The organism is Streptomyces sp. NPDC001880, assembly GCF_053594575.1.
The window spans coordinates 92,356-114,522 of sequence record NZ_JBSFET010000017.1; the positions used below are offsets into that span (position 1 = coordinate 92,356).

At 69.4% G+C, this 22,167-nt stretch carries 19 protein-coding genes and 1 riboswitch; of the genes, 10 read left to right on the forward strand and 9 right to left on the reverse strand.

The annotated features are described in order from the left end of the window. Positions 1-151 precede the first annotated feature (151 nt). Together ACWCQ6_RS13430 and ACWCQ6_RS13435 are read left to right on the forward strand one after the other, a co-directional pair. Positions 152-565 carry an anti-sigma regulatory factor gene (locus ACWCQ6_RS13430; protein ID WP_451088578.1) on the forward strand — a complete coding sequence of 138 codons (414 nt, stop codon included), beginning with the start codon at positions 152-154 and terminating at the stop codon, positions 563-565. Next, complete coding sequence (locus tag ACWCQ6_RS13435; protein WP_451088580.1) at positions 562-1,515, forward strand: RNA polymerase sigma factor SigF; 954 nt, start codon at positions 562-564, stop codon at positions 1,513-1,515. Before ACWCQ6_RS13430 ends, ACWCQ6_RS13435 begins: the two co-directional genes overlap by 4 nt. A gap of 92 nt (positions 1,516-1,607) precedes the next feature. On the opposite strand, the gene ACWCQ6_RS13440 is transcribed toward ACWCQ6_RS13435, so the two are convergent. Beyond that, the gene (locus ACWCQ6_RS13440) at positions 1,608-2,063 is read right to left on the reverse strand and encodes a hypothetical protein (RefSeq protein ID WP_451088582.1); all 456 of its coding nucleotides are present in this window, start codon (positions 2,061-2,063) and stop codon (positions 1,608-1,610) included. A gap of 162 nt (positions 2,064-2,225) precedes the next feature. On the opposite strand from ACWCQ6_RS13440, the gene ACWCQ6_RS13445 reads away from it, so the two are divergent. Further along, the gene (locus ACWCQ6_RS13445; protein WP_451088584.1) at positions 2,226-3,194 is read left to right on the forward strand and encodes a diacylglycerol/lipid kinase family protein; all 969 of its coding nucleotides are present in this window, start codon (positions 2,226-2,228) and stop codon (positions 3,192-3,194) included. Positions 3,195-3,513: 319 nt separating this feature from the next. Continuing rightward, positions 3,514-3,771 carry a WhiB family transcriptional regulator gene (locus tag ACWCQ6_RS13450; protein ID WP_003953983.1) on the forward strand — a complete coding sequence of 86 codons (258 nt, stop codon included), beginning with the start codon at positions 3,514-3,516 and terminating at the stop codon, positions 3,769-3,771. A gap of 202 nt (positions 3,772-3,973) precedes the next feature. Here the strand turns inward: ACWCQ6_RS13450 and ACWCQ6_RS13455 are convergent, their stop codons facing one another. Continuing rightward, positions 3,974-5,440 (reverse strand): histidine kinase N-terminal domain-containing protein, encoded by a 1,467-nt coding sequence (locus ACWCQ6_RS13455; protein ID WP_451088623.1) that lies wholly within the window; start codon positions 5,438-5,440, stop codon positions 3,974-3,976. A gap of 802 nt (positions 5,441-6,242) precedes the next feature. On the opposite strand from ACWCQ6_RS13455, the gene nagB reads away from it, so the two are divergent. After that, the gene (nagB, locus tag ACWCQ6_RS13460; protein ID WP_451088586.1) at positions 6,243-7,028 is read left to right on the forward strand and encodes a glucosamine-6-phosphate deaminase; all 786 of its coding nucleotides are present in this window, start codon (positions 6,243-6,245) and stop codon (positions 7,026-7,028) included. A 115-nt stretch (positions 7,029-7,143) separates the two neighbouring features. Here nagB and ACWCQ6_RS13465 read toward each other — a convergent pair whose 3' ends face one another. From ACWCQ6_RS13465 to ACWCQ6_RS13480, 4 genes are all read right to left on the reverse strand, one after another. Beyond that, on the reverse strand, positions 7,144-8,685 hold the full coding sequence (locus ACWCQ6_RS13465; RefSeq protein WP_451088588.1) for a glycoside hydrolase family 3 protein: 1,542 nt from the start codon (positions 8,683-8,685) through the stop codon (positions 7,144-7,146). An 8-nt stretch (positions 8,686-8,693) separates the two neighbouring features. Continuing rightward, positions 8,694-9,524, reverse strand: a complete 831-nt coding sequence (locus ACWCQ6_RS13470; RefSeq protein WP_451088590.1) for a carbohydrate ABC transporter permease — start codon at positions 9,522-9,524, stop codon at positions 8,694-8,696. After that, the gene (locus ACWCQ6_RS13475; RefSeq protein ID WP_451088593.1) at positions 9,521-10,513 is read right to left on the reverse strand and encodes a carbohydrate ABC transporter permease; all 993 of its coding nucleotides are present in this window, start codon (positions 10,511-10,513) and stop codon (positions 9,521-9,523) included. Before ACWCQ6_RS13475 ends, ACWCQ6_RS13470 begins: the two co-directional genes overlap by 4 nt. Before the next feature lie 100 nt (positions 10,514-10,613). Beyond that, entirely contained in the window at positions 10,614-11,897 is a 1,284-nt protein-coding gene (locus ACWCQ6_RS13480; protein WP_451088595.1) for an extracellular solute-binding protein, read from the reverse strand. Between the two features lie 279 nt (positions 11,898-12,176). Between ACWCQ6_RS13480 and ACWCQ6_RS13485 the strand changes: the two genes are divergently transcribed. The 5 genes from ACWCQ6_RS13485 (at position 12,177) to ACWCQ6_RS13505 (ending at position 18,844) form a co-directional block, all read left to right on the forward strand. Beyond that, a complete protein-coding gene (locus ACWCQ6_RS13485) occupies positions 12,177-12,941 on the forward strand; it encodes a GntR family transcriptional regulator (protein WP_451088597.1) in 765 nt (254 codons plus the stop codon). A gap of 227 nt (positions 12,942-13,168) precedes the next feature. After that, complete coding sequence (locus ACWCQ6_RS13490; RefSeq protein WP_451088599.1) at positions 13,169-13,423, forward strand: DUF3311 domain-containing protein; 255 nt, start codon at positions 13,169-13,171, stop codon at positions 13,421-13,423. Further along, positions 13,420-15,054 (forward strand): monocarboxylate uptake permease MctP, encoded by a 1,635-nt coding sequence (gene mctP, locus ACWCQ6_RS13495; protein WP_451088601.1) that lies wholly within the window; start codon positions 13,420-13,422, stop codon positions 15,052-15,054. Before ACWCQ6_RS13490 ends, mctP begins: the two co-directional genes overlap by 4 nt. 89 nt (positions 15,055-15,143) lie before the next feature. Further along, positions 15,144-15,271: riboswitch (cobalamin riboswitch) on the forward strand. A gap of 142 nt (positions 15,272-15,413) precedes the next feature. After that, positions 15,414-17,825, forward strand: a complete 2,412-nt coding sequence (locus tag ACWCQ6_RS13500) for a ribonucleoside-diphosphate reductase subunit alpha (RefSeq protein ID WP_451088603.1) — start codon at positions 15,414-15,416, stop codon at positions 17,823-17,825. After that, positions 17,825-18,844, forward strand: coding sequence for a ribonucleotide-diphosphate reductase subunit beta (locus ACWCQ6_RS13505; RefSeq protein WP_451088605.1), 1,020 nt, complete (start codon positions 17,825-17,827; stop codon positions 18,842-18,844). Before ACWCQ6_RS13500 ends, ACWCQ6_RS13505 begins: the two co-directional genes overlap by 1 nt. A 339-nt stretch (positions 18,845-19,183) precedes the next feature. On the opposite strand, the gene def is transcribed toward ACWCQ6_RS13505, so the two are convergent. From def to ACWCQ6_RS13520, 3 genes are all read right to left on the reverse strand, one after another. Then, positions 19,184-19,822, reverse strand: coding sequence for a peptide deformylase (gene def, locus ACWCQ6_RS13510; RefSeq protein WP_451088607.1), 639 nt, complete (start codon positions 19,820-19,822; stop codon positions 19,184-19,186). 135 nt (positions 19,823-19,957) lie between these two features. Next, positions 19,958-20,950, reverse strand: coding sequence for a tetratricopeptide repeat protein (locus ACWCQ6_RS13515; protein ID WP_451088609.1), 993 nt, complete (start codon positions 20,948-20,950; stop codon positions 19,958-19,960). Between the two features lie 91 nt (positions 20,951-21,041). After that, positions 21,042-22,167: HD-GYP domain-containing protein (locus ACWCQ6_RS13520; RefSeq protein WP_451088611.1), on the reverse strand; the 1,126-nt coding region annotated here is incomplete at its 5' end.

Below are 22,167 nucleotides of genomic sequence, written 5' to 3' on the forward strand. Positions count from 1 at the left end.
TTACCATGAGTGACAGCCATGGGCTGGGGCTCTGGCGACACGGCATCATGGGTCGCGATAGCGTCGCGGACCAGAACCGAAGACGTACCACATGGCTCCGGGGCACCCTTCCCGGATCCTCGAATGAGTTTGTGCCACCTTGGAGGTGAGGGTGTCCCAGATCGCAGGCGAGCCCGGGAATCAGGACTTCGTGGAGGTCCGGCTGCCCGCTGCGGGTGCCTACCTGTCGGTGCTGCGTACGGCCACGGCCGGTCTCGCAGCGCGCTTGGACTTCACTCTCGACGAGATCGAGGATCTTCGCATCGCGGTCGACGAGGCCTGCGCGATCCTGCTTCAGCAGGCCGTGCCGGGCTCCGTCCTCAGCTGCGTCTTCCGGCTCGTCGAGGATTCTCTCGAAGTCACGGTGACCGCCCCCACGACGGACGGACGGGCACCGGAGCGCGACACCTTCGCCTGGACGGTGCTCTCCGCACTGGCCGGGAAGGTCGACTCCTCGGTGGCCGACGACCGTACGGTCAGCATCAGCCTCTACAAGCAGCGCGGCGCGGGACCCGGGCCGGCGTGAGCAACGGGAACGGGGACGGTCCTGTGCGGGACGAAACGATGCGACCAGGGGTGGTGCGCGCAGCAGGCATCCCGGAACAACAGGCCCGGCCCCATCCGGTGGACGGGGCGGACGGACCGGTGGACCGTACGGTCGCGGTGGAGCAGTCGCAGGCGGAGCGGGCAGGCCAGATGAGCGAGCACGGGCACCACGATCCACACGACCGCAGCGGAGCGCGGGCGCTCTTCGTCGAACTGCGCGCGCTTCCCGACGGGTCGCCCGAGAAGGCGGAGCTGCGCAATCAGCTGGTGCGGATGCATCTGCCGCTCGTGGAGCATCTGGCCCGCCGGTTCCGCAACCGCGGCGAGCCGCTGGACGACCTGACCCAGGTCGCCACGATCGGCCTGATCAAGTCGGTGGACCGGTTCGACCCCGACCGCGGCGTCGAGTTCTCGACGTACGCGACCCCCACGGTCGTGGGCGAGATCAAACGCCACTTCCGTGACAAGGGCTGGGCGGTCCGGGTGCCGCGCCGGCTCCAGGAGCTCCGGCTCTCGCTGACCACGGCCACCGCCGAGCTCTCCCAGCAGCACGGGCGCTCGCCCACGGTCCACGAGCTGGCGGAGCGGCTGGGCATCTCCGAGGAAGAGGTCCTGGAGGGCCTGGAATCGGCCAACGCGTACAGCACGCTCTCGCTGGACGTGCCGGACACGGACGACGAGTCCCCCGCGGTCGCGGACACACTGGGTTCCGAGGACGAGGCGCTGGAGGGCGTCGAGTACCGGGAGTCGCTCAAGCCGCTGCTGGAGGACCTGCCGCCGCGCGAGAAGCGGATTCTGCTGCTGCGCTTCTTCGGCAACATGACCCAGTCGCAGATCGCGCAGGAGGTCGGCATCTCGCAGATGCACGTCTCGCGACTGCTGGCCCGCACGCTGGCACAACTGCGCGAGCGGCTGCTCATCGAGGAGTAGCGGGCGGGGCCGCGCGCAGGCGGGGCCCCGCCTGCACCTGCGGCCGCCCCGTGCCGCCGCCCCGCCCCGCCCGGTCATCGGGCGGGGCGGATTCAGCTCTCCGGAGTGGTGCCCGGCCGGCGGATGCCGAGCGCCTCGACCGTCGCTGGCCTGACCAGTTGGTAGAGCCCCGTCACGGCCACCGCGGCGAGGACGATCCCGGCCGGGATCAGCACACCGTGCGACCGCAGCAGCGTCCAGGCCACCGGGAGCGCGATGATCTGCGTGATGAGCGCGGGACCGCGGCTCCAGCTGCGCCGCCCCATCAGACCGCGGGCGGCGAACAGCGGGATCAGGGCGAGCGCGATCAGTGTCAGACCGCCCATCTCCGCCTGCTGCGAGCTCTCGGGGCTTCCGATCAGCCCCCCGACCAGCATGTAGATCCCGCCGATGGCCAGCGCCGCCCCTTCCAGGGCGGTGAGTCCGGCGACGAGAGTGATCCTGCTCGGCTTCACCGGTTCGAGCCTCGGCGAGGGCGACGAAGCGGGCGTGTTCTGCTGAGTACTCACCCTTGCAGGTTGGCATCCCGGCGCCGCGAAAGCGAAGTCGGGGTCAAAACCGGTACGGGTACGGACGGCCGGTCCACCCCGCAGCACCCGGGTCGTCACCGAGCGTGAAGGTCGGGGGACAGGGCTTCAGAGTGATACCGCGCGGTAGGTAGTCTGGCGGTCATGCGCGCACTCCTCGTGGTCAATCCAGCTGCTACCACCACCAGTGCGCGGACCCGCGACGTGCTCATCCACGCGCTGGCCAGCGAAATGAAGCTGGAGGCCGTGACCACGGAATACCGGGGCCACGCCCGGGACCTGGGGCGGCGGGCCGCGGACAGCGACGACATCGATCTGGTGGTCGCCCTGGGCGGCGACGGCACGGTCAACGAGGTCGTCAACGGTCTCCTCCACAACGGCCCCGACCTGGACAACCTCCCGCGCCTCGCGGTGGTTCCCGGCGGCTCCACCAATGTGTTCGCGCGCGCCCTGGGCCTGCCCAACGACGCGGTGGAGGCGACCGGAGCGATCCTGGACGCACTCGCCAACCGGACCGAACGCACGGTCGGCCTCGGACTGGCGGCCGGCACCCCCGGCACCGAGGACGAATCCGTCCCGGAACGCTGGTTCACCTTCTGCGCCGGACTCGGTTTCGACGCGGGCGTGGTCGGCCGGGTCGAACAGCAACGCGAACGCGGCAAGCGCTCCACGCACGCGCTCTACGTACGCCAGGTGGTCCGGCAGTTCATCGACGAGCCGCACCGCAGGCAGGGCGTGATGACCCTGGAGACACCCGGGCTGGAACCGGTCACCGATCTGGCGCTGTCCATAATCTCCAACACCGCCCCCTGGTCCTACCTGGGCAATCGGCCTCTGTACGCATCCCCGAAAGCCACATTCGACACCGGCCTGGATGTACTCGGGCTGAAAAGGCTCTCCACTCCGGCGGTCGCCCGATACGGCACTCAGCTGCTCACGTCGAGCCCGGAGAAGGGCCCGTCCGGGAAGCACGCGGTTTCACTTCACGACCTCACGGACTTCACCTTGCATTCAAAGGTTCCACTGCCCTTCCAGATGGACGGCGACCACCTGGGAGTGCGCACAAGTGTGACGTTCACAGGCGTACGCCGTGCACTGCGTGTGATTGTGTGAGTAGAAGGGTCTAAAGTCCTTCAACTCGAACGTTTGGGCTGGGCTCCACCCCATAGAAGTACGGCTGTGACCTAGTCGACACCGAGGAATCAAAAAAAAGTTTCCAGAAGGGGTTGTATCCGCCGCTGAGGTTTGCGAATCTCTACATGGCGATCGGGACGGCCCGCAACACCAGCCTCCGCTGAGAGCCAGAACCCCTCCTCACTTGCACAGAACCACAACCAGTTCATCTGGGCGTCGGCCCGTCATCTGCGGGGGGATTCGTGAAAGCGTTCACATTCACAAGCACAGTATGTAATACCAAGGAGAGGTAGCAGCCATGGACTGGCGTCACAACGCCGTTTGTCGTGAGGAAGACCCCGAGCTGTTCTTCCCCATCGGCAACACCGGTCCTGCGCTGCTGCAGATCGAGGAAGCCAAGGCCGTCTGCCGCCGCTGCCCCGTCATGGAGCAGTGCCTGCAGTGGGCGCTCGAGTCCGGCCAGGACTCCGGCGTCTGGGGTGGCCTCAGCGAGGACGAGCGCCGCGCGATGAAGCGCCGCGCCGCTCGCAACCGGGCGCGTAACGCCAGCGCCTGACCGACGCCACCGCTACGAGCCTCAGCCAGGCGGCGCGTACAGCGCGTACGCACAACCCCGCCCCCGAGTCGCAGCGCGCAGTACCCCCCGAAGCGCATGTATGAAACAGTGAGCCCGGACCGCGACAACGGTCCGGGCTCACTGCTGTGTTCACGTCGGCTCGTCCGCCTCCCCACTCCGGTGAACGGGCGGACCGGCAGGGCTACTTCTGAGGCCGGACGGGGATGTCGAGCACGGCCTGGGTGCCGCGCTCGGGGGCCGGGACCATGGCGAAGGTACCGCCCAACTCGCCTTCCACCAGCGTCCGGACGATCTGAAGACCGAGATTGCCGGCGCGCTGCGGGTCGAACCCCTCGGGCAGTCCGCACCCGTCGTCCCGGACCGTGATCAGCAGCCGCGCCCCTGCGGAGGAACCGCCGCGCACCGCGGACACCTCCACCGTGCCGGACTCGGCGAGCGTGAAGGCGTGTTCCAGGGCGTTCTGCAGGACCTCCGTGAGCACCATCGCCAGGGGTGTGGCCACTTCGGCGTCGAGGATGCCGAAGCGTCCCGTCCGGCGACAGGTGACCTTGCCCGGCGAGATCTCGGCGACCATCGCGATGACACGGTCGGCGATCTCGTCGAACTCCACCCGCTCGTCCAGATTCTGGGACAGCGTCTCATGGACGATGGCGATCGAACCGACCCGCCTTACCGCCTCGTTGAGCGCCTCGCGGCCCCGTACGGAGTCCATCCGCCGGGCCTGGAGCCGCAACAGGGCGGCCACCGTCTGAAGGTTGTTCTTCACCCGGTGGTGGATCTCCCGGATGGTGGCGTCCTTGGTGATCAACTCGCGTTCGCGGCGGCGGAGTTCGGTGACGTCGCGAAGCAGGACCAGGGAGCCGATGCGGACACCCTTGGGCTTGAGCGGGATCGCCCGGAGCTGGATCACCCCGCCCGCACACTCGACCTCGAACTCCCGGGGCGCGTAGCCGCTGGCCAGTTTGACCAGGGCCTCGTCCACCGGGCCCCGGGAGGGGGCGAGTTCGGCGGTGATGCCGCCCAGGTGCTGGCCGACCAGATCGGAAGCGAGGCCGAGCCGGTGGTACGCGGAGAGGCCGTTGGGGCTGGCGTACTGGACGACCCCGTCGGCATCGAGCCGGATCAGTCCGTCGCCGACGCGCGGCGAGGCATCCATGTCGACCTGCTGACCGGGGAAGGGGAAGGCCCCGGCGGCGATCATCTGGGCCAGGTCGGAGGCCGACTGGAGGTAGGTGAGCTCCAGCCTGGACGGCGTGCGGACGGTGAGGAGGTTGGTGTTGCGGGCGATGACCGCGAGGACCCGACCCTCCCTGCGCACGGGGATCGACTCCACCCGTACCGGCACCTCCTCGCGCCACTCCGGGTCTCCCTCGCGCACGATCCGGCCCTCGTCCAGCGCCGCGTCCAGCAGCGGACGGCGGCCGCGCGGCACCAGATGCCCGACCATGTCGTCCTGGTAGGAGGTGGGACCGGTGTTGGGACGCATCTGCGCCACGGACACATAGCGGGTGCCGTCGCGGGTGGGGACCCAGAGCACGAGGTCGGCGAAGGAGAGGTCGGAGAGCAGCTGCCACTCCGAGACCAGCAGATGCAGCCACTCCAGGTCGGTGTCGCTGAGGGCTGTGTGCTGGCGGACGAGGTCGTTCATGGAGGGCACGTGTGCGAGCGTACCCGCGGAGGGGCTATGGCTCCGAACCGAACGACCGGGCCGCGCGCGCAAGGGAAGAAGGCCGGAAAATTGCGGCTGCCACATGGATGGACACAGGCGAATGGTCTAGTCCACAATGCTAAGCACAGAGCTTCCGCTCTCCCCGCACAGGAGAGCGGATCGAGGTACCCGCGCTCTCTGCCCTGACCGCGCCGGTACCTCTCCCCGGCCGGGGGCACCGCACACCGCCGGCCGAACAGACCGTCCGTGACGGCCGGTCTTACTCCGGGCTGCGGTGCCGGACGGGCTGAGGGTCCCGTCCCGGCGCCGTGGCCCGCGGGTGTTCCCGGGGCGGTTCCACAGGGCAGACCGAGCCGGATCTCCAGCATGTACTCGGCATACAGCGCGGCGTCGCCCGAGGCGCCCCGAGCTGTGAGCAGTACGAAGCGCGGCTTCCGCGACGGCGGCGGCCACCCAGGCGCCGACAGGCAACGTTCGCCCCGTCGCAGCGCGCGGCACGCGCTCTCGCCGCACCGCCCGAAAGCCCGAGTGCATCCAGTACGAGGACTTCCGGCCGCACGCCGGGAGCACGCACCACGCACCGCTCCTCGACGGGCAAACGTCGCCGGCCGCGGCGTCGGCGGCGCCGTCCTGACCCGTCGACCCCGGAGGGCCGGACGGCCGCCGGCGGGCCGTGCCCGGGGCGGGCACATCCCCCGCGCCCGCGTTGCCGAGGTCTGCTAGATTGGAGACAGATTGGTCTATACCACCTGACTCAACTCTTCAGATCGGCAGGCCCCGCGTGGAAGTTGTCATCGTCCCGGACGCCAAGGCAGGCGGCGAACTCATCGCGGAGGCCATCGGCGCCCTCCTGAGCCGCAAGCCCGACGCCCTTCTCGGCGTTGCCACCGGCTCGACCCCGCTGCCCATCTACCAGGCGCTGGCGGCCAAGGTCCGCTCCGGTGCCGTCGACGCCTCGCGCGCCCGCATCTGCCAGCTCGACGAGTACGTCGGACTGCCCGCGGGCCACCCGGAGTCCTACCGCTCCGTGGTGCTGCGCGAGGTCGTCGAACCGCTCGGCCTGTCCGAGGCGTCCTTCATGGGCCCCGACGGCTCCGCCGAGGACGTCCAGGCGGCCTGCCTGGCGTACGACAGGGCGCTCGCCGAGGCCGGCGGGGTGGACCTGCAGCTCCTCGGCATCGGCACCGACGGGCACATCGGCTTCAACGAGCCGTGCTCCTCACTCGCCTCCCGCACCCGGATCAAGACGCTCACCGAACAGACCCGGATCGACAACGCGCGCTTCTTCGACGACGACATCACACAGGTGCCGCACCACGTGATCACCCAGGGCATCGGCACCATCCTGGAGTCCCGCCACCCGATCCTGCTCGCCACCGGCAAGGGCAAGGCGGACGCCGTGGCGCAGACGGTGGAGGGGCCGGTCGCCTCGATCGTTCCCGCCTCGGCGCTCCAGCTGCATCCGCACGCGACGGTGGTGGTGGACGAGGCCGCCGCGTCCAAACTGAAGCTGGCGGACTACTTCCGCGCCACGTACGCGGCGAAGCCGGCGTGGCAGGGGCTGTAGGGCGCGTTTTGAGCACATACGGGAGGGCCGGGACACCCACGCCGGGTGTCCCGGCCCTCTCCTGTGCCGTCGCGGGCGTGATGCGGCCCCCGGCCCCGCATCACGCCACCGGTACTCAGGCCGTCGGGCCGTCCGTGCCCCTGACGACGATCTCCGCCGCCGCGAGGCCGCAGACGCGGGCCGCGCCGTGGGTGGCGATGTGCAGGCCGCCCCTGGGGGCCGCCTGCGGGACGCCCATCTCGACCACGACCGTGTCGGGGCGCCGGGCCACCAGACCGTCGAGTGCCTCGCCCATCCAGGCGTGGCGGTGGACGTCGCGGACGACCACGACGATGCGCCGCTCCCCCGCCGCCCGCAGCACCGCGGCGACGGGCGCCCCGGTCTCGCTGCTGTACGTGCCGGTCTCCGTGCCCGGCAGCAGCCGGACCAGCTCGGCGGCGACGCCCCACGGGGTCTCGTCACCGACTGCGATGTTCGCCGCGGAGGTGAACGCGGCGACGTAGGCGGGCTCGGTCAGCGGGCCGGCGGAGCCGGTCGCCCGCACCGCCCGACGGGCGGCGACCAGGCCGATGTCGGACCCGATTCCGGTGCCGGGCGCGGTCCCCTCCTGCTGTGCCGCGCACGGCTCCGAACCGGCCCCCTCGGCCCCCTGCGTCCAGGACGCGAGGGCACGTACCCGTGCGGCCGCGTCCGCGAGCCGCTCCTCGGCGAGTTCACCGCCGCGCACGGCCCGGACCAGCGCGTCGCGCAGCCGGAGCACCGTGCCGTCGTCCTCCAGTCCGCCACCGACGCACAGCGCGTCGGCCCCGGCGGCGATCGCGAGGACGGAACCGCGCTCGATGCCGTACGTCGCGGCGATGGCCTGCATCTCCACGGCGTCGGTGACGATCAGGCCGTCGTAGCCCAGCTCCTCGCGGAGCAGGCCGGTGAGGATCCGCGGGCTCACCGTGGCGGGGCGGTCCGGGTCGAGCGCCGGCAGCAGGATGTGCGCGCTCATCACGCACTTGGTGCCCGCCGCGATCGCCGCCCCGAAGGGCACCAGCTCACGGGCGTGCAGGGTCTCCAGGTCCACGTCGATGCGCGGCATCGAGTGGTGCGAGTCGATCGCGGTGTCGCCGTGCCCCGGGAAGTGCTTGGTGCAGGCGGCGACCCCGGCGGCCTGGAGGCCCTCGACGTATGCGGCGGTGTGCCGGGCCACGAGCCGGGGGTCGGCGCCGAAGGACCGTACGCCGATGACCGGGTTGCCCGGGTTGGAGTTGACGTCCGCGGACGGCGCCCAGTTGAGGTTGACGCCGCACGCGGCGAGCCGGCGGCCGAGCTCCTGGGCGACCGCGCGGGTCAGGTCGAGATCGTCGACGTGGCCGAGGGCCAGGTTGCCGGGGAATGAGGAGCCGGTGCGCACCTCCAGGCGGGTGACGTCACCGCCCTCCTCGTCGATCGCGACGAGAAGGTCCTCGCGCTCGGCCCTGAGCTGGGCGGTGAGCGCGGCGACCTGTTCGGGCGTGCGGATGTTGCGGCCGAACAGGGCGACGGAGGCGAGGCCTTCGTCGACCCGGCGCAGCACCCAGTCCGGGGCGGTGGTGCCGGTGAATCCGGGCTGCAGGACGGCGAGCGCGTCGCGGGTGACGGTGTCCGTGGCGGATATCAAAGTGGTCATGGGCGGCGTTATCCCTTCACGGCACCGTCGGTGAGGCCGCTGACGGCCTTGCGCTGCAGGAAGACGAACAGGATGAGGATCGGGACGGCGAAGATCGAGGCCGCCGCCATGGTGGCACCCCAGTCGTCGCCGAACTGACTCTGGAACTGGGAGAGCCAGAGCGGGAGCGTCTTGGCCTCGGGATCCTTGTTGAGGATCAGGACCAGCGGGAATTCGTTCCAGGCGGTGATGAAGCCGAAGAGCGAGGTGGCCATCAGCCCGGGGGCGAGCAGCGGCAGGATCACCTTGACGAAGGCCTGCGGGCGGGTACAGCCGTCGACCATGGCGGACTCCTCCAGTTCCTTGGGCACCGCGGCAACGTAGCCGCGCAGCGTGAGGATCGTGAAGGGGAGCACCATCACCATGTAGAAGAGGGTCAGCGGGACCAGGCTGTTGAGCATGTCCGCGTCGCGGACCAGCATGTAGATCGCGATGACCATGACTTCCCACGGCGCCATCTGGGCGATCATGAAGACCAGGATCATGCCCTTGCGGCCCTTGAACCGCATCCGGGCCAGCGCGAACGACGCGAAGAGCGCAATGATCAGCGAGAGGGCCACGGCGACCAGGGTGACGGTGAGTGAGTTCCTGACCAGGGTCAGGAAGTTCGGTGCGTGGTACGCCGTCTTGAAGTGCTCGAACGTGACGTCGGCCGGGAACCAGACCGGTGCCTCGGTGATGATGTCGCCGGTCGGCTTGAACGCCGTGCTGAACATCCAGTAGACGGGGAAGACCAGGCCGGCGAAGAGGACGATCGCCGTCGCGTTGGGCCAGATGCGGCCGAACAGTGAACGCTTCACAGCTCGTCCTCCTCTTGCTTGAGAACGATGCGGAGGTAGTAGGAGGTCAGCCCCAGCATGATCAGGATGGTCAGCAGCGAGATGGCCGCGCCCATGCCGTAGTGCTGGTTGCCGACGCCCTCGATGAAGGCGTAGACCGGCAGGGTCTCGGTGAGGCGGTTGGGTCCGCCCTCACTGATGGTGAAGATCTGCGGGAATGCCTTGAAGATCCAGATGACTTCGAGGAAGGTCGTGGCGTAGAGGAAGGGCCGCAGGAACGGGAACGTCACCGAGGTGAAGCTCTTCCAGACGCCGGCGCCGTCGAGCGAGGCGGCCTCGTACAGCTCCCTGGCGATCGTCGTGGTCGCCGCGTACAGGTTGATCGCCACGAACGGGATGGACTGCCAGACGATCAGCAGGGTGACCACGAAGAAGGTGGAGAACTGCGATCCGGTCCAGTTGAAGTCGGCCATCGAGTGCCAGCCGAGCTTGTCCAGTACGTAGTTGACGACGCCGAAGCGCGAGGCGAACAGCCACTGGAACACGGTGGACGCGGCCACGACCGGCATCGCCCAGGCGAGCACCAGGCCGATCATCAGGGTGAACCGCATCTTCTTGCCGAGGCGGGCGAGCAGCAGTCCGATCAGGGTGCCGAGCACCATGGTCAGCAGGACGTTGACGCCGGTGAACGCGATCGTGCGGAGTGTGACCCTCCAGAAGTCCTCACCGGTGAGGATCTCCTGGTAGTTCTCGAAGCCGTTCCACTCGGTGACATGCTGGATCAGCTGCCCCATATTGAGGTTCTGGAACGACAGCACGACGTTCTTCACCAGGGGATACCCGAGGAAGAGCGCCGTCACCGCGAGTGCAGGAATCATCAACAGGTACGGCGCCGCGCCGATACCCGGTTTCCGCTTGTCTCCCCCGCGCTGCCCGACGGGTGGTTTCCCGTCCTGCCCGCGGACTGCGGCCGACTTGGCCACATCCGTGGGATCGGTCTGCACTGCCATGCTCGCCATCTCTTCCGACAAAGCCCTACACGGAACGGTGCGTACGACCGGGGCGGCGGGTCGGGGCCCGCCGCCCCGGCGCGGGACGCGCTGCTTGCGACTACTGCTGCTGGCCGAGGCGCTTGTTGAGCTCGCCCTCGACCTGCTTGGCGGCCTCGGCGGGCGACTTGCCCTGGAGAACCAGCGTCATGTAGGTCTTGATCGGGTTCGGCGGGTTCTCGACCGGCGCCCACTCCGGTATCAGCGGCGTGGTGCCACCGGACTTGGCGGCGGCCGGACCGGCAGCCTCGGCGGCGGGCTGGCCGACGGTGTACTTCTGCATGGCGTCGTTCTTCGGGGACCAGCCGGCCTCCTTGATGAGCGCGCCGTCGTTCTGCTCGGAGAGCGCGATCTTCAGGAACTCCTTGGCCAGGTCCTGCTTCTCGCTGCCCGCGGCCACGGCGAGGTTGGAGCCGCCGAGGAAGACGCCCTCGGGCTTGTCGGCCGTCTCACCGGGGATGGTGAAGAAGCCGATGTCGTCCTTGAGCTTCGGGTTGGCCTTGATGGCGGTGCCGGCCTCGTAGCCCATGGCGATGACGGCGCCGGTCCTGCCCTTGGCGAAGACCTCGGCCTGCTGCGGGGTGGCCTCGTCCTTGTCCTTGGGGGCCTTGGAGAAGGCCTGGTACTGCTTGTAGATGTCCATGGCCTCGGCGACCTTCGGGTCGGCCAGGTTGGAGACGTACTTGTCGCCTTCCTTCTTCACCGGCGAGACGCCCTTGCCGACGAGCAGGCCGTCGAAGAAGTACCAGTTCTGGCCGGGCAGGTAGATCGGCTCGGCGTCGCCCTTCTTCTCGATGGCCTCGAACGCCTTGAAGAGCTCGGCGCGGGTCTTCGGCGTCTCGGTGATACCGGCGTCCTTGAAGACCTTCTTGTTGTACATGACGACGCGGTTGCCCACGTACCACGGCAGGGCGTACTGCTTGCCGTCGAAGACGGAGGGCTGGTTGACGCCGTCGGCCCAGGCGGAGCCGATCTCCTTCTTCAGGTCGCCGAGCTCGGCGAGACCGCCGGTCTTGGCGTACGCCGGGGTCTGGGTGTTGCCGATCTCCAGGACGTCCGGCGGGTTGGACTCGGAGAGTGCGGTGGTGACCCTCTGCTGGATGCCGTTCCAGTCCTGGACTTCGATCTTCAGCTTGGCCTTGGTCTTCTTCTCGAACTCCTCGGTGACCGCCTTGGTCCACCCGGGCGGGTTCGAGCCGGACATCGTCCACAGGGTCAGGGTCTGGCCCTTGTACGCGTCCGGACCGGCCTTCTTGCCGCTGTCACCGCCGTCGTCGGACCCACACGCCGCGAGGCCGATCATCATGCCCGCGACGCCGATCGCCGCGATGAGCTTGCGCTTCACGCCAAACCCTCCTCAGGGATACTGCAACCCCGCCCACCGCGAAGACATTCGACGAGTACTGCTGGGGCTGGACCTGGTCTTTAATGGTTTAGACCAGCACCGGGAGCTTGGCCTAGACCTTTAGGGGTGTCAAGGGTGTATAAGAAGTGCACTCGCGTCCGTTACAGGACCGACACCTGAGGGAGGGCGACCAGCCGTGACCGGACCGTGCCACCATGTGAGCCGCGACAGACGGAGGAGCCGGTGACGGCAGCAGCACAAGCGTCGGGAAGGCGGACCATGGGTGCCGACGGGGGCAGTACGGAGAACGAGACGGGCGCGGCCACGCGGACGGCGCGCGTCCCGAAGTACTACCGACTGAAGCGACATCTGCTGGACATGACGGACACCATGCCGCCGGGCACCCCCGTGCCGCCGGAGCGGACCCTGGCCGCCGAATTCGACACCTCGCGCACCACCGTGCGCCAGGCGCTCCAGGAGCTGGTCGTCGAGGGGCGGCTGGAGCGCATCCAGGGCAAGGGCACCTTCGTCGCCAAGCCGAAGGTCTCGCAGGCCCTACAACTCACCTCGTACACCGAGGACATGCGCGCCCAGGGCCTCGAACCGACCTCCCAGCTGCTGGACATCGGCTATGTGACGGCCGACGACACGCTCGCAGGACTGCTCGACATCACCACCGGCGGCCGGGTGCTGCGGATCGAGCGGCTGCGGCTCGCCAGCGGCGAGCCGATGGCGATCGAGACCACGCACCTCTCGGCCAAACGCTTCCCCGCGCTGCGCCGCTCACTGGTGAAGTACACCTCTCTCTACACCGCACTGGCGGAGGTGTACGACGTACGGCTGGCCGAGGCCGAGGAGACCATCGAGACCTCGCTGGCCACCCCGCGCGAGGCCGGCCTGCTCGGTACGGACGTGGGACTGCCGATGCTGATGCTCTCCCGGCACTCGCTCGACGGGCAGGGCGAGCCGGTGGAGTGGGTGCGCTCGGTCTACCGGGGCGACCGGTACAAGTTCGTGGCGCGGCTGAAGCGGCCCATGGACTGAGCCCGTCCCACCGCTCACGGCCCCCGCGTAACGCACCACCGCGCGGGGGCCTTTCGCACACCTTGGTACGGACCGACTGCCGTACGTCTGGCGGGAAAACGAACACAAGTACCCGCTCAGGGGACCGTTGCCGGACCGCAACGCGGACAGGGGGTGACGGTGACCGGAAGCCTCCCCTAGATTTCCTGCGCATCACAGGGTGATCAGCGAGGGGACGGAGTCGCCGCATGCCAGCAGACCCAGAAGCAAAGCCGCCCACCGTCACACCGGTGCGGGTGGTCATCGCCCTCTGTCTCATCGCGCCGTTCGTGGCGATGCTCTGGGTGAGTTCGTACGCGAAGGTGGACCCCACCTTCATCGGCATTCCGTTCTTCTACTGGTACCAGATGCTCTGGGTACTGATCTCCACCGCGCTCACGATGATCGCGTACAAGCTGTGGCAGCGTGACCAACGCGCCCGCAAGGGAGGTGAGTCGGCGTGAAGGACGGTGTGAACGGCGTCGCGCTCGGCGTCTTCATCTTCTTCTTCGTGGCCGTCACGGTCATGGGCTTCCTGGCGGCGCGCTGGCGCAAGGCCGAGAACGAGGCCAGCCTCGACGAATGGGGCCTGGGCGGAAGGTCGTTCGGCACCTGGGTCACCTGGTTCCTGCTCGGCGGCGACCTGTACACCGCCTACACCTTCGTCGCCGTGCCGGCGGCGATCTACGCGGCGGGCGCGGCGGGCTTCTTCGCCGTGCCGTACACCATCCTGGTGTACCCGCTGATCTTCACCTTCCTGCCGCGGCTCTGGTCGGTCTCGCACAAGCACGGATACGTCACCACCTCGGACTTCGTGCGCGGGCGCTTCGGCTCGAAGGGCCTGTCGCTGGCGGTCGCCCTCACGGGCATCCTCGCCACGATGCCGTACATCGCGCTCCAGCTCGTCGGCATCCAGGCGGTGCTGGACGTGATGGGCGTCGGCGGCGGCGAGAACACCCACTGGTTCGTCAAGGACCTGCCGCTGCTGCTCGCGTTCGCGGTGCTCGCCGCGTACACCTACTCGTCCGGGCTGCGGGCACCCGCGCTGATCGCGTTCGTCAAGGACGGGCTGATCTACCTGGTCATCGCGGTGGCGATCATCTACATCCCGATCAAGCTGGGCGGCTTCGACGACGTCTTCGCCAAGGCGGGCGATGCGTTCTCGCAGACCAACCCGGCCACCGGCAAGCCGCGCGGCGCGCTCGCGCCGGGCGAGGCGGGCCAGTGGGGGTACGCCACCCTGGCGCTGGGCTCGGCGCTGGCGCTGTTCATGTATCCGCACTCGATCACGGCGACGCTCTCCAGCCGCAGCCGTGATGTGATCCGGCGCAACACCACGATCCTGCCGCTGTACTCGCTGATGCTGGGCCTTCTGGCGCTGCTCGGCTTCATGGCCATCGCGGCCGGGATCAAGGTGGACAACGGACAGCTGGCCATCCCGCAGCTGTTCGAGAACATGTTCCCGGACTGGTTCGCGGGCGTCGCGTTCGCCGCCATCGGCATCGGCGCGCTGGTACCCGCCGCGATCATGTCGATCGCCGCGGCGAACCTCTTCACCCGCAACATCTACAAGGACTTCCTCAAGCCGGACGCGACCCCGGAGCAGGAGACCAAGATCTCCAAGCTGGTGTCGCTGCTGGTCAAGGTCGGCGCGCTCGCCTTCGTCCTCACGATGGACAAGACGGTCGCGATCAACTTCCAGCTGCTCGGCGGCATCTGGATCCTCCAGACGATGCCGGCCCTGGTCGGCGGCCTGTTCACCCGCTGGTTCCACCGCTGGGCGCTGCTCGCGGGCTGGGCGGTCGGCATGGTGTACGGGACGGTGGCCGCGTACGGGGTCGCCTCGCCGACGCAGAAGCACTTCGGCGGCTCGTCCGCACAGATCCCCGGCATCGGCGAGATCGGCTACATCGGCCTCACCGCGTTCGTGCTGAACGTGGTGGTGACGGTGGTGCTCACCTTCGTCCTGAACGCCGTGAAGGCGCCCGCCGGGATCGACGAGACCTCCCCGGCCGACTACACCGCCGACGCGGGCGACCCGGGCGTCAGGGCGGAACTCCCGCCGGCCACCGCGGGGGCGCCGGGCAGTCACTGACCACCCGCGTCCGGGCCGTCCGCACGGATCGGACCCGGTCGACCCGACACAACATGTGGGGGCTGCCTCTTCGGGCAGCCCCCACATGTATGCTCGTCCTCGCTGTCGCCGCAGGGGAATCCGGTGAGAATCCGGAACTGTCCCGCAACGGTGTATCCAGTGCACTTTTGTGCACCCCGGAGTCAGTCCGATGACCTGCCGGCAGCGCATCCGGCTCGACCGAACCGGATGCCCAGACGTCCGGGCCTCGCGGTTGGGCCGGTGGACGCCGTGCGGAGCGCTGCCCCGACCCGGGTGTGCGCGTCCGCAGGGCTGCCCCGTTCCCCGCCGGCCCCGAGCCGAGCGAGGGAGAGCACCACGTGACCATCGCGCCAGCCGATCCGGCTTCAGCCGCCGCGTCCGCAGCAGCCGAGTCCGAGGCAGCCGCACAGGACGGACCGGGGGCCGCGCTGCTGCGGACCCTGACCGGCCTCACCGCCGATCTGCCCGACACCGACCCCGGCCGGGTCGCTGCGGCCGCGCTGCGCGGCCGCAGTGCCCGGGCGGACGAGGCGGAGCTGCGTTCGCTGGCCACCGAGGCCGCCGCGGGTCTGATCTCCGAGGACCCCGCCTACTCCCGGCTCGCCGCCCGGCTCCTTACCCTCACCATCGCGGACGAGGCGGCCGGCCAGGGCGCGGTCTCCTTCTCCGCCTCGGTCGCCGTCGGGCACCGCGAGGGCCTGATCGCGGACCGCACCGCCGCGTTCGTCGCCCACCACTCGGCCGCCCTCGACGCGCTGGTGGAGCGTTCGCTCGCCGACGGCGCGGACGACCGCTTCGGCTACTTCGGGCTGCGGACCCTGCACAGCCGCTACCTGCTGCGCCACCCGCACACCCGTCAGGTCATCGAGACGCCCCAGCACTTCATGCTGCGGGTCGCGTCCGGGCTCGCCGAGGACGAGTCGCAACGCGCCGTGGACGAAGTGGCGGCGCTGTACGGCCTGATGAGCCGGCTCGACTACCTCCCCTCCTCCCCCACGCTCTTCAACTCCGGTACCCGGCACCCGCAGATGTCCTCCTGCTACCTGCTGGACTCCCCGCTGGACGAGCTCGACTCGATCTACGACCGCTACCACCAGGTGGCCCGGCTCTCGAAGCACGCGGGCGGCATCGGTCTTCCGTACTCCCGCATCCGCTCCCGCGGTTCGCTGATCCGCGGCACAAACGGGCACTCCAACGGCATCGTGCCGTTCCTGAAGACGCTCGACGCCTCCGTCGCCGCGGTCAACCAGGGGGGCCGCCGCAAGGGCGCCGCCGCCGTCTACCTGGAGACCTGGCACGCGGACATCGAGGAGTTCCTGGAGCTGCGCGACAACACGGGTGAGGACCAGCGGCGTACGCACAACCTCAACCTGGCGCACTGGATCCCGGACGAGTTCATGCGCCGGGTCGACGCGGACGGCGACTGGTCACTGTTCTCGCCCGCCGACGTGCCCGGCCTCGTCGACCTGTGGGGCGACGAGTTCGACGTCGCGTACCGGGCCGCCGAGGCCCAGGGGCTGGCCCGCAAGTCGATCCCGGCCCGCGAGCTGTACGGCCGGATGATGCGCACCCTCGCGCAGACCGGCCAGGGCTGGATGACGTTCAAGGACGCCTCCAACCGGACCGCGAACCAGACCGCCGAGCCGGGCACCGTCGTCCACTCGTCGAACCTGTGCACCGAGATCCTCGAAGTCACCGACGACGGCGAGACGGCGGTCTGCAACCTGGGCTCGGTCAACCTCGGCGCGTTCGTCACCGACGGCTCCATCGACTGGGAGCGGCTGGACGCCACCGTCCGCACCGCCGTGACCTTCCTGGACCGGGTCGTCGACATCAACTTCTACCCGACCGAGCAGGCCGGCCGCTCCAACGCCAAGTGGCGCCCGGTGGGCCTGGGCGCCATGGGTCTCCAGGACGTCTTCTTCAAGCTGCGGCTGCCCTTCGACTCCCCCGAGGCCCGCGCGCTCTCCACGAAGATCTCCGAGCGGATCATGCTCGCCGCGTACGAGTCGTCCTGCGAGCTCGCCGAACGGTCCGGACCGCTGCCCGCCTGGTCGCGGACGCGGGCGGCACGCGGCGTGCTGCACCCCGACCACTACGACACCGAGCTGAACTGGCCGGAGCGGTGGGAGGCGCTGCGCGCCCGCGTCGCGAAGAGCGGGATGCGCAACTCGCTGCTGCTCGCCATCGCGCCGACGGCGACGATCGCCTCGATCGCGGGGGTCTACGAGTGCATCGAGCCGCAGGTCTCCAACCTCTTCAAGCGTGAGACGCTCAGCGGTGAGTTCCTCCAGGTCAACGCGTATCTGGTGGATGAGCTGAAGCAGCTGGGGGTGTGGGACGCGCGCACCCGTGAGGCGCTGCGCGAGGCCAGTGGCTCGGTGCAGGGCTTCGCCTGGATCCCGGAGGAGGTGCGGGCGCTGTACCGCACGGCGTGGGAGATCCCGCAGCGCGGCCTGATCGACATGGCCGCGGCCCGTACGCCGTTCCTGGACCAGAGCCAGTCGCTGAACCTGTTCCTGGAGACGCCGACGATCGGCAAGCTCTCCTCGATGTACGCGTACGCCTGGAAGCAGGGGCTGAAGACGACGTACTACCTGCGCTCGCGCCCGGCGACCCGGATCGCCCGTGCCGCCTTTGGCCAGGGCACGACCGCCGCCCCCATTCCCGTACAGCAGGCTTCGGCGCCCGACGCGGACGCGATCGCCTGCTCCCTCGAAAACCCCGAGTCCTGCGAGGCCTGCCAGTAATGAGCACCACCGACTCCGAGAAGAACCTGCTCGACCCGGGCTTCGAGCTGACCCTGCGGCCCATGCGCTACCCGGACTTCTACGAGCGCTACCGCGACGCGATCAAGAACACCTGGACGGTGGAGGAGGTCGACCTGCACTCCGACGTCGCCGACCTCGCCAAGCTGTCCCCCGGCGAGCAGCACATGATCGGCCGGCTGGTCGCGTTCTTCGCGACGGGCGACTCGATCGTCTCCAACAACCTGGTGCTGACGCTGTACAAGCACATCAACTCCCCCGAGGCGCGGCTGTACCTGTCGCGGCAACTCTTCGAGGAGGCCGTGCACGTCCAGTTCTATCTGACGCTGCTGGACACCTATCTGCCCGACCCTCAGGACCGCGCCGCCGCCTTCGACGCGGTCGAGGAGATCCCGTCCATCCGTGAGAAGGCCCAGTTCTGCTTCAAGTGGATGGACTCGGTCGAGAAGATCGAGCGGCTGGAGACGAAGGCCGACCGCCGCCGTTTCCTGCTGAATCTGATCTGCTTCGCGGCGTGCATCGAGGGGCTGTTCTTCTACGGCGCGTTCGCGTACGTCTACTGGTTCCGCTCACGGGGTCTGCTGCACGGTCTCGCCACGGGCACCAACTGGGTGTTCCGTGACGAGACGATGCACATGAACTTCGCGTTCGAGGTCGTGGACACCGTCCGCAAGGAGGAGCCGGACCTCTTCGACGACGAGCTCCAGCAACAGGTCACCGACATGCTGAAGGAAGCGGTGGCCGCGGAGCTGCAGTTCGGCCGTGATCTGTGCGGCGACGGACTGCCCGGCATGAACACCGAGTCGATGCGGCAGTACCTGGAGTGCGTCGCCGACCAGCGGCTCACCCGGCTGGGCTTCCCGGCGGTCTACGGCTCCGAGAACCCGTTCTCGTTCATGGAGCTCCAGGGCGTGCAGGAGCTGACGAACTTCTTCGAGCGCCGGCCGTCCGCGTACCAGGTGGCGGTGGAGGGCTCGGTCGCCTTCGACGACGACTTCTGAGATTCGGGCCCAGCTTCTGAGCCAGGGCGCCGCGCAGCCGTGACCGGCCGCGCGGCGCCCGCCGTTTGTAGGGGTCCGTCGCTCCGGGCCCGTTCCGCGGCGCGCAGCTCGCGGGCGAGCCCGGCGAGGGCGGGCAGCAGTCATTCTGCGAACCGGGAGTACCCCGAGGGGGCTCCCTGCCGTCGTGAGGAGGTGTGGGGAGAGAGCCTGTCGGACGAGTCAACGCGCGTCAACTACCCATAAATGAATGGCAGTTGACGCCCACTCGGAAAAGAAGCCGGACGGGCCCGGTCCCCTCGCGGGAAGGACCGGGCCCGTCGGTGGCAGCCGGGTGTGCGCTCAGTCGTTCGGCACGGTCTCGTAGCGCGGGGTGTTCTCCGCCATCTGCCGCAGTGCGTCCTTGCGGTCCCGCTTCGAGAGCCGGTCGATGTACAGATAGCCGTACAGATGGTCCGTCTCGTGCTGGAGGCAGCGGGCGAAGTAGCCGTAGCCCCGGATCTTCACCGGGTTGCCCTTGGCGTCCTGTCCGCGGACCACCGCGTAGTCCGGGCGGGCCAGCGGGGCATACGCCGTCGGGACGGAGAGGCAGCCCTCGTTGGAGTCGTCCAGGACCCGCTCCTCGGGCGCCAGCTCGTCGAGCACCGGGTTGCAGACCGCGCCCACGTGCCGCACGCCGTCGTCGTCCGGGCAGTCGTAGACGAAGACCTTGAGGTCGACACCGATCTGGTTGGCGGCCAGGCCCACGCCCTCCGCCGTCCGCTGGCTCGCGAACATGTCGTCGATCAGCCGGGCCAGCTCGTCGTCGAACTCGGTGACGTCCTTGCACTCCTTGTGCAGCACCGGGTTGCCCACGACCGTGATCGGACGGGAGGTGCCGCGCTCGCGATGCGCCGCCTCACGCGCCTCGCAGTCCTCGGTGTCCACGACGAAACCCTCGTCGTCGACGCTGATCTGCACGTCCGTCTCCTGCTGCGCCATCTCCGCCGTACGCCTTCCTCAAAACCTGAAGCCCGGCCATAAAACCTGAAACCCGGCCATACCTGAAACCCGGCCGCCCGACAGTTCCGGGGCCCGAGCACCGCGACCGGTGCCTGTACAGCCTACGGGCACCGGTCAGCAGACTTCTTCGAGATCCCGCCACTCGCGGCTTTCCGGGCTGTCCGCCACCCAGCCGTCCAGCAGACCGCGCACCAGCCCGGCCGGCGCCGCTATCCCGCACTCCCGCTCGGGCACCCACAGCTCACCGGCGGTGCGGTGGCCCAGCGGGCCCGGATGCCCCGGCTCGCTGTGGTCGTGCGGGTCGAGGTGCTCGCCGTCGCCCTCGTAGCTCTCCATCCGGCTCTCCGAGCAGGCCCGGCAGAGCAGCCGCACGGAGGACGACCAGTCCTCGGCGGCGAACCCGGCGTCGGACGCCAGCTGCTCCAGCGCGTCCCGGTCCGTCTCGGTGGCCGCTTCGAGCAGCACCACCCAGGTCGGCACGGGGGACGGCGCCCACAGCTCGATCTCGTCGAAGACGGGGTACGCGGGCCCGGCCGCGGTGACCCGCTCGCCGTTCGGCACCCCGTCGTGCAGCACGACCTCGCCCCAGCGGCGGCCGGACGACGGCAGCGGAATGGAGAGCACCTCCATCCGGGCCGGATCGAGCCTGCGGCCCCAGACCACCTCGGCCTCGCCCTCCGGCGACAGCCGTACCGCGGCGCTGCCCAGCTCCATGCCGACCGGCTCGCTGTTGGCCGCCGAGGTGTGCTGTCCGGCGCCCGGCACCTTCAGGCCGTATGCCTGCCAGGCCCGGCGGGCCAGCGGCCAGTCCTGCAGCGCGGTGGCGGCGATCCCGACGTTCCACCAGTCGGGAGCGCCGGATTCCTTGTCGAGCAGCGCGACGGCTCGCAGACCGGCGGCTCTCGCCTGTTCCCAGTCATGCCGGAACTTGTGCAGCAGCGCCAGGTTGAACCACGACTCCGAGAGCCAGGGTTCCAGGTCCGCCGCACGTGTCAGCAGTGCGCCCGCGTCCTCGTACCGGCCGTCGCCGATCAGCGTGAACGCGCGGTCCGTGGCCTGCCGCCAAGAGGCGGAGGGCCGATGCCGTACCTTCCCGAAGATCCTCACGATTCCCGCCTGTCCCGACTGGACACCCTCGTTTTCCGCTCTTCTTCGCATCCAACCATGCCGGGCCGGGCGCCCGCTCATTACCCATGGGTTACCCGGGCAGGACCGGGGCCGGGCCGCCCCGGGCCAGGACCCTGGCCAGTGATTCCACGACTTCGGGCTGATAGTCGTGGGCGGTCCCGAGCCTGAGTTGTTCCAGTGCGCCCAGCGGCCCGATGAGACTTTCCCCGCACAGGTCGTCGTATGCGTTGACGACCCTGACGATCCTGGCGGACAACGGCTGCTCGCGATAGGGGTCGGCCTGCCGTTCGACGACGACGGCGATCTCGGTGTCCACCCCGGTCTGCCGGACCACGGCCCCGCCAAGAAGCGCGATGCGGCGCTGCTCGGCGGCGGGCAGAGTGGCCGTCGCCCCGTCCGGAACCGGGTCGACCAGTGAGAGCTGGCCGATGTCGTGCATCAGGGCGGCGTGCTCCAGCACGGTCAGCCGGTTCCCGGAGAGCCCCAGCTCGCGGCCGACGGCCCGGCAGAGCACCGCGACCCTGCGGGCGTGCCCGTGCGGGGTGTACCCGGCGATCTCGGTGGACCTGGCGAGCGAGGCGATGGTCTGCCGGTAGGTGGTGCGCACGGCGACGAACCGGCGGAACGAGACCTGGGTCAGCAGCAGCGGCACGCACAGGACGGGCAGCGCCCACAGCCCGGCGACGGCCACCCCGAGGGCCATCACGACCCCGGTCGCACAGACCGCCGACCCGATGCCGATGAGACCGCGCAGCTCGTCCCGCAGGAGCGGCGGGTAGGGGTGGCGGGTACGCGAGCGCAGCAGCAGGGCCGCGAGCACGGCGTCGCACAGCGCGGTCAGGACCAGGATCAGGAGCAGCACGAGCACATAGGACGGGCCCTCGCCGAACCGGCTCCCGGTGCGGCCGCTGTTGTACAGCGGCTGGAAGCACACGGCTGCGAAGGCGACGGTCAGGATGCGGCGGGCCACCCGGTCGAGGGCCCAGCCGGCGCCGCGCGCCAGATGGGGCACACAGGCGACCAGCTGCGCCGCGACGAGCACGGCGATCACCTGGAGGACCCCGTGCGAGGTCGGTTCGCCGCCGCTGAGGCCGAGGAGGGCGGCGACGTTCTGATGGAGTTTACGGAAGACCGCGTAGCTGCCGTTACGCCCCAGCACGGCCGGCTGCGGTGTCTGGACACCGCCGATCTCATCC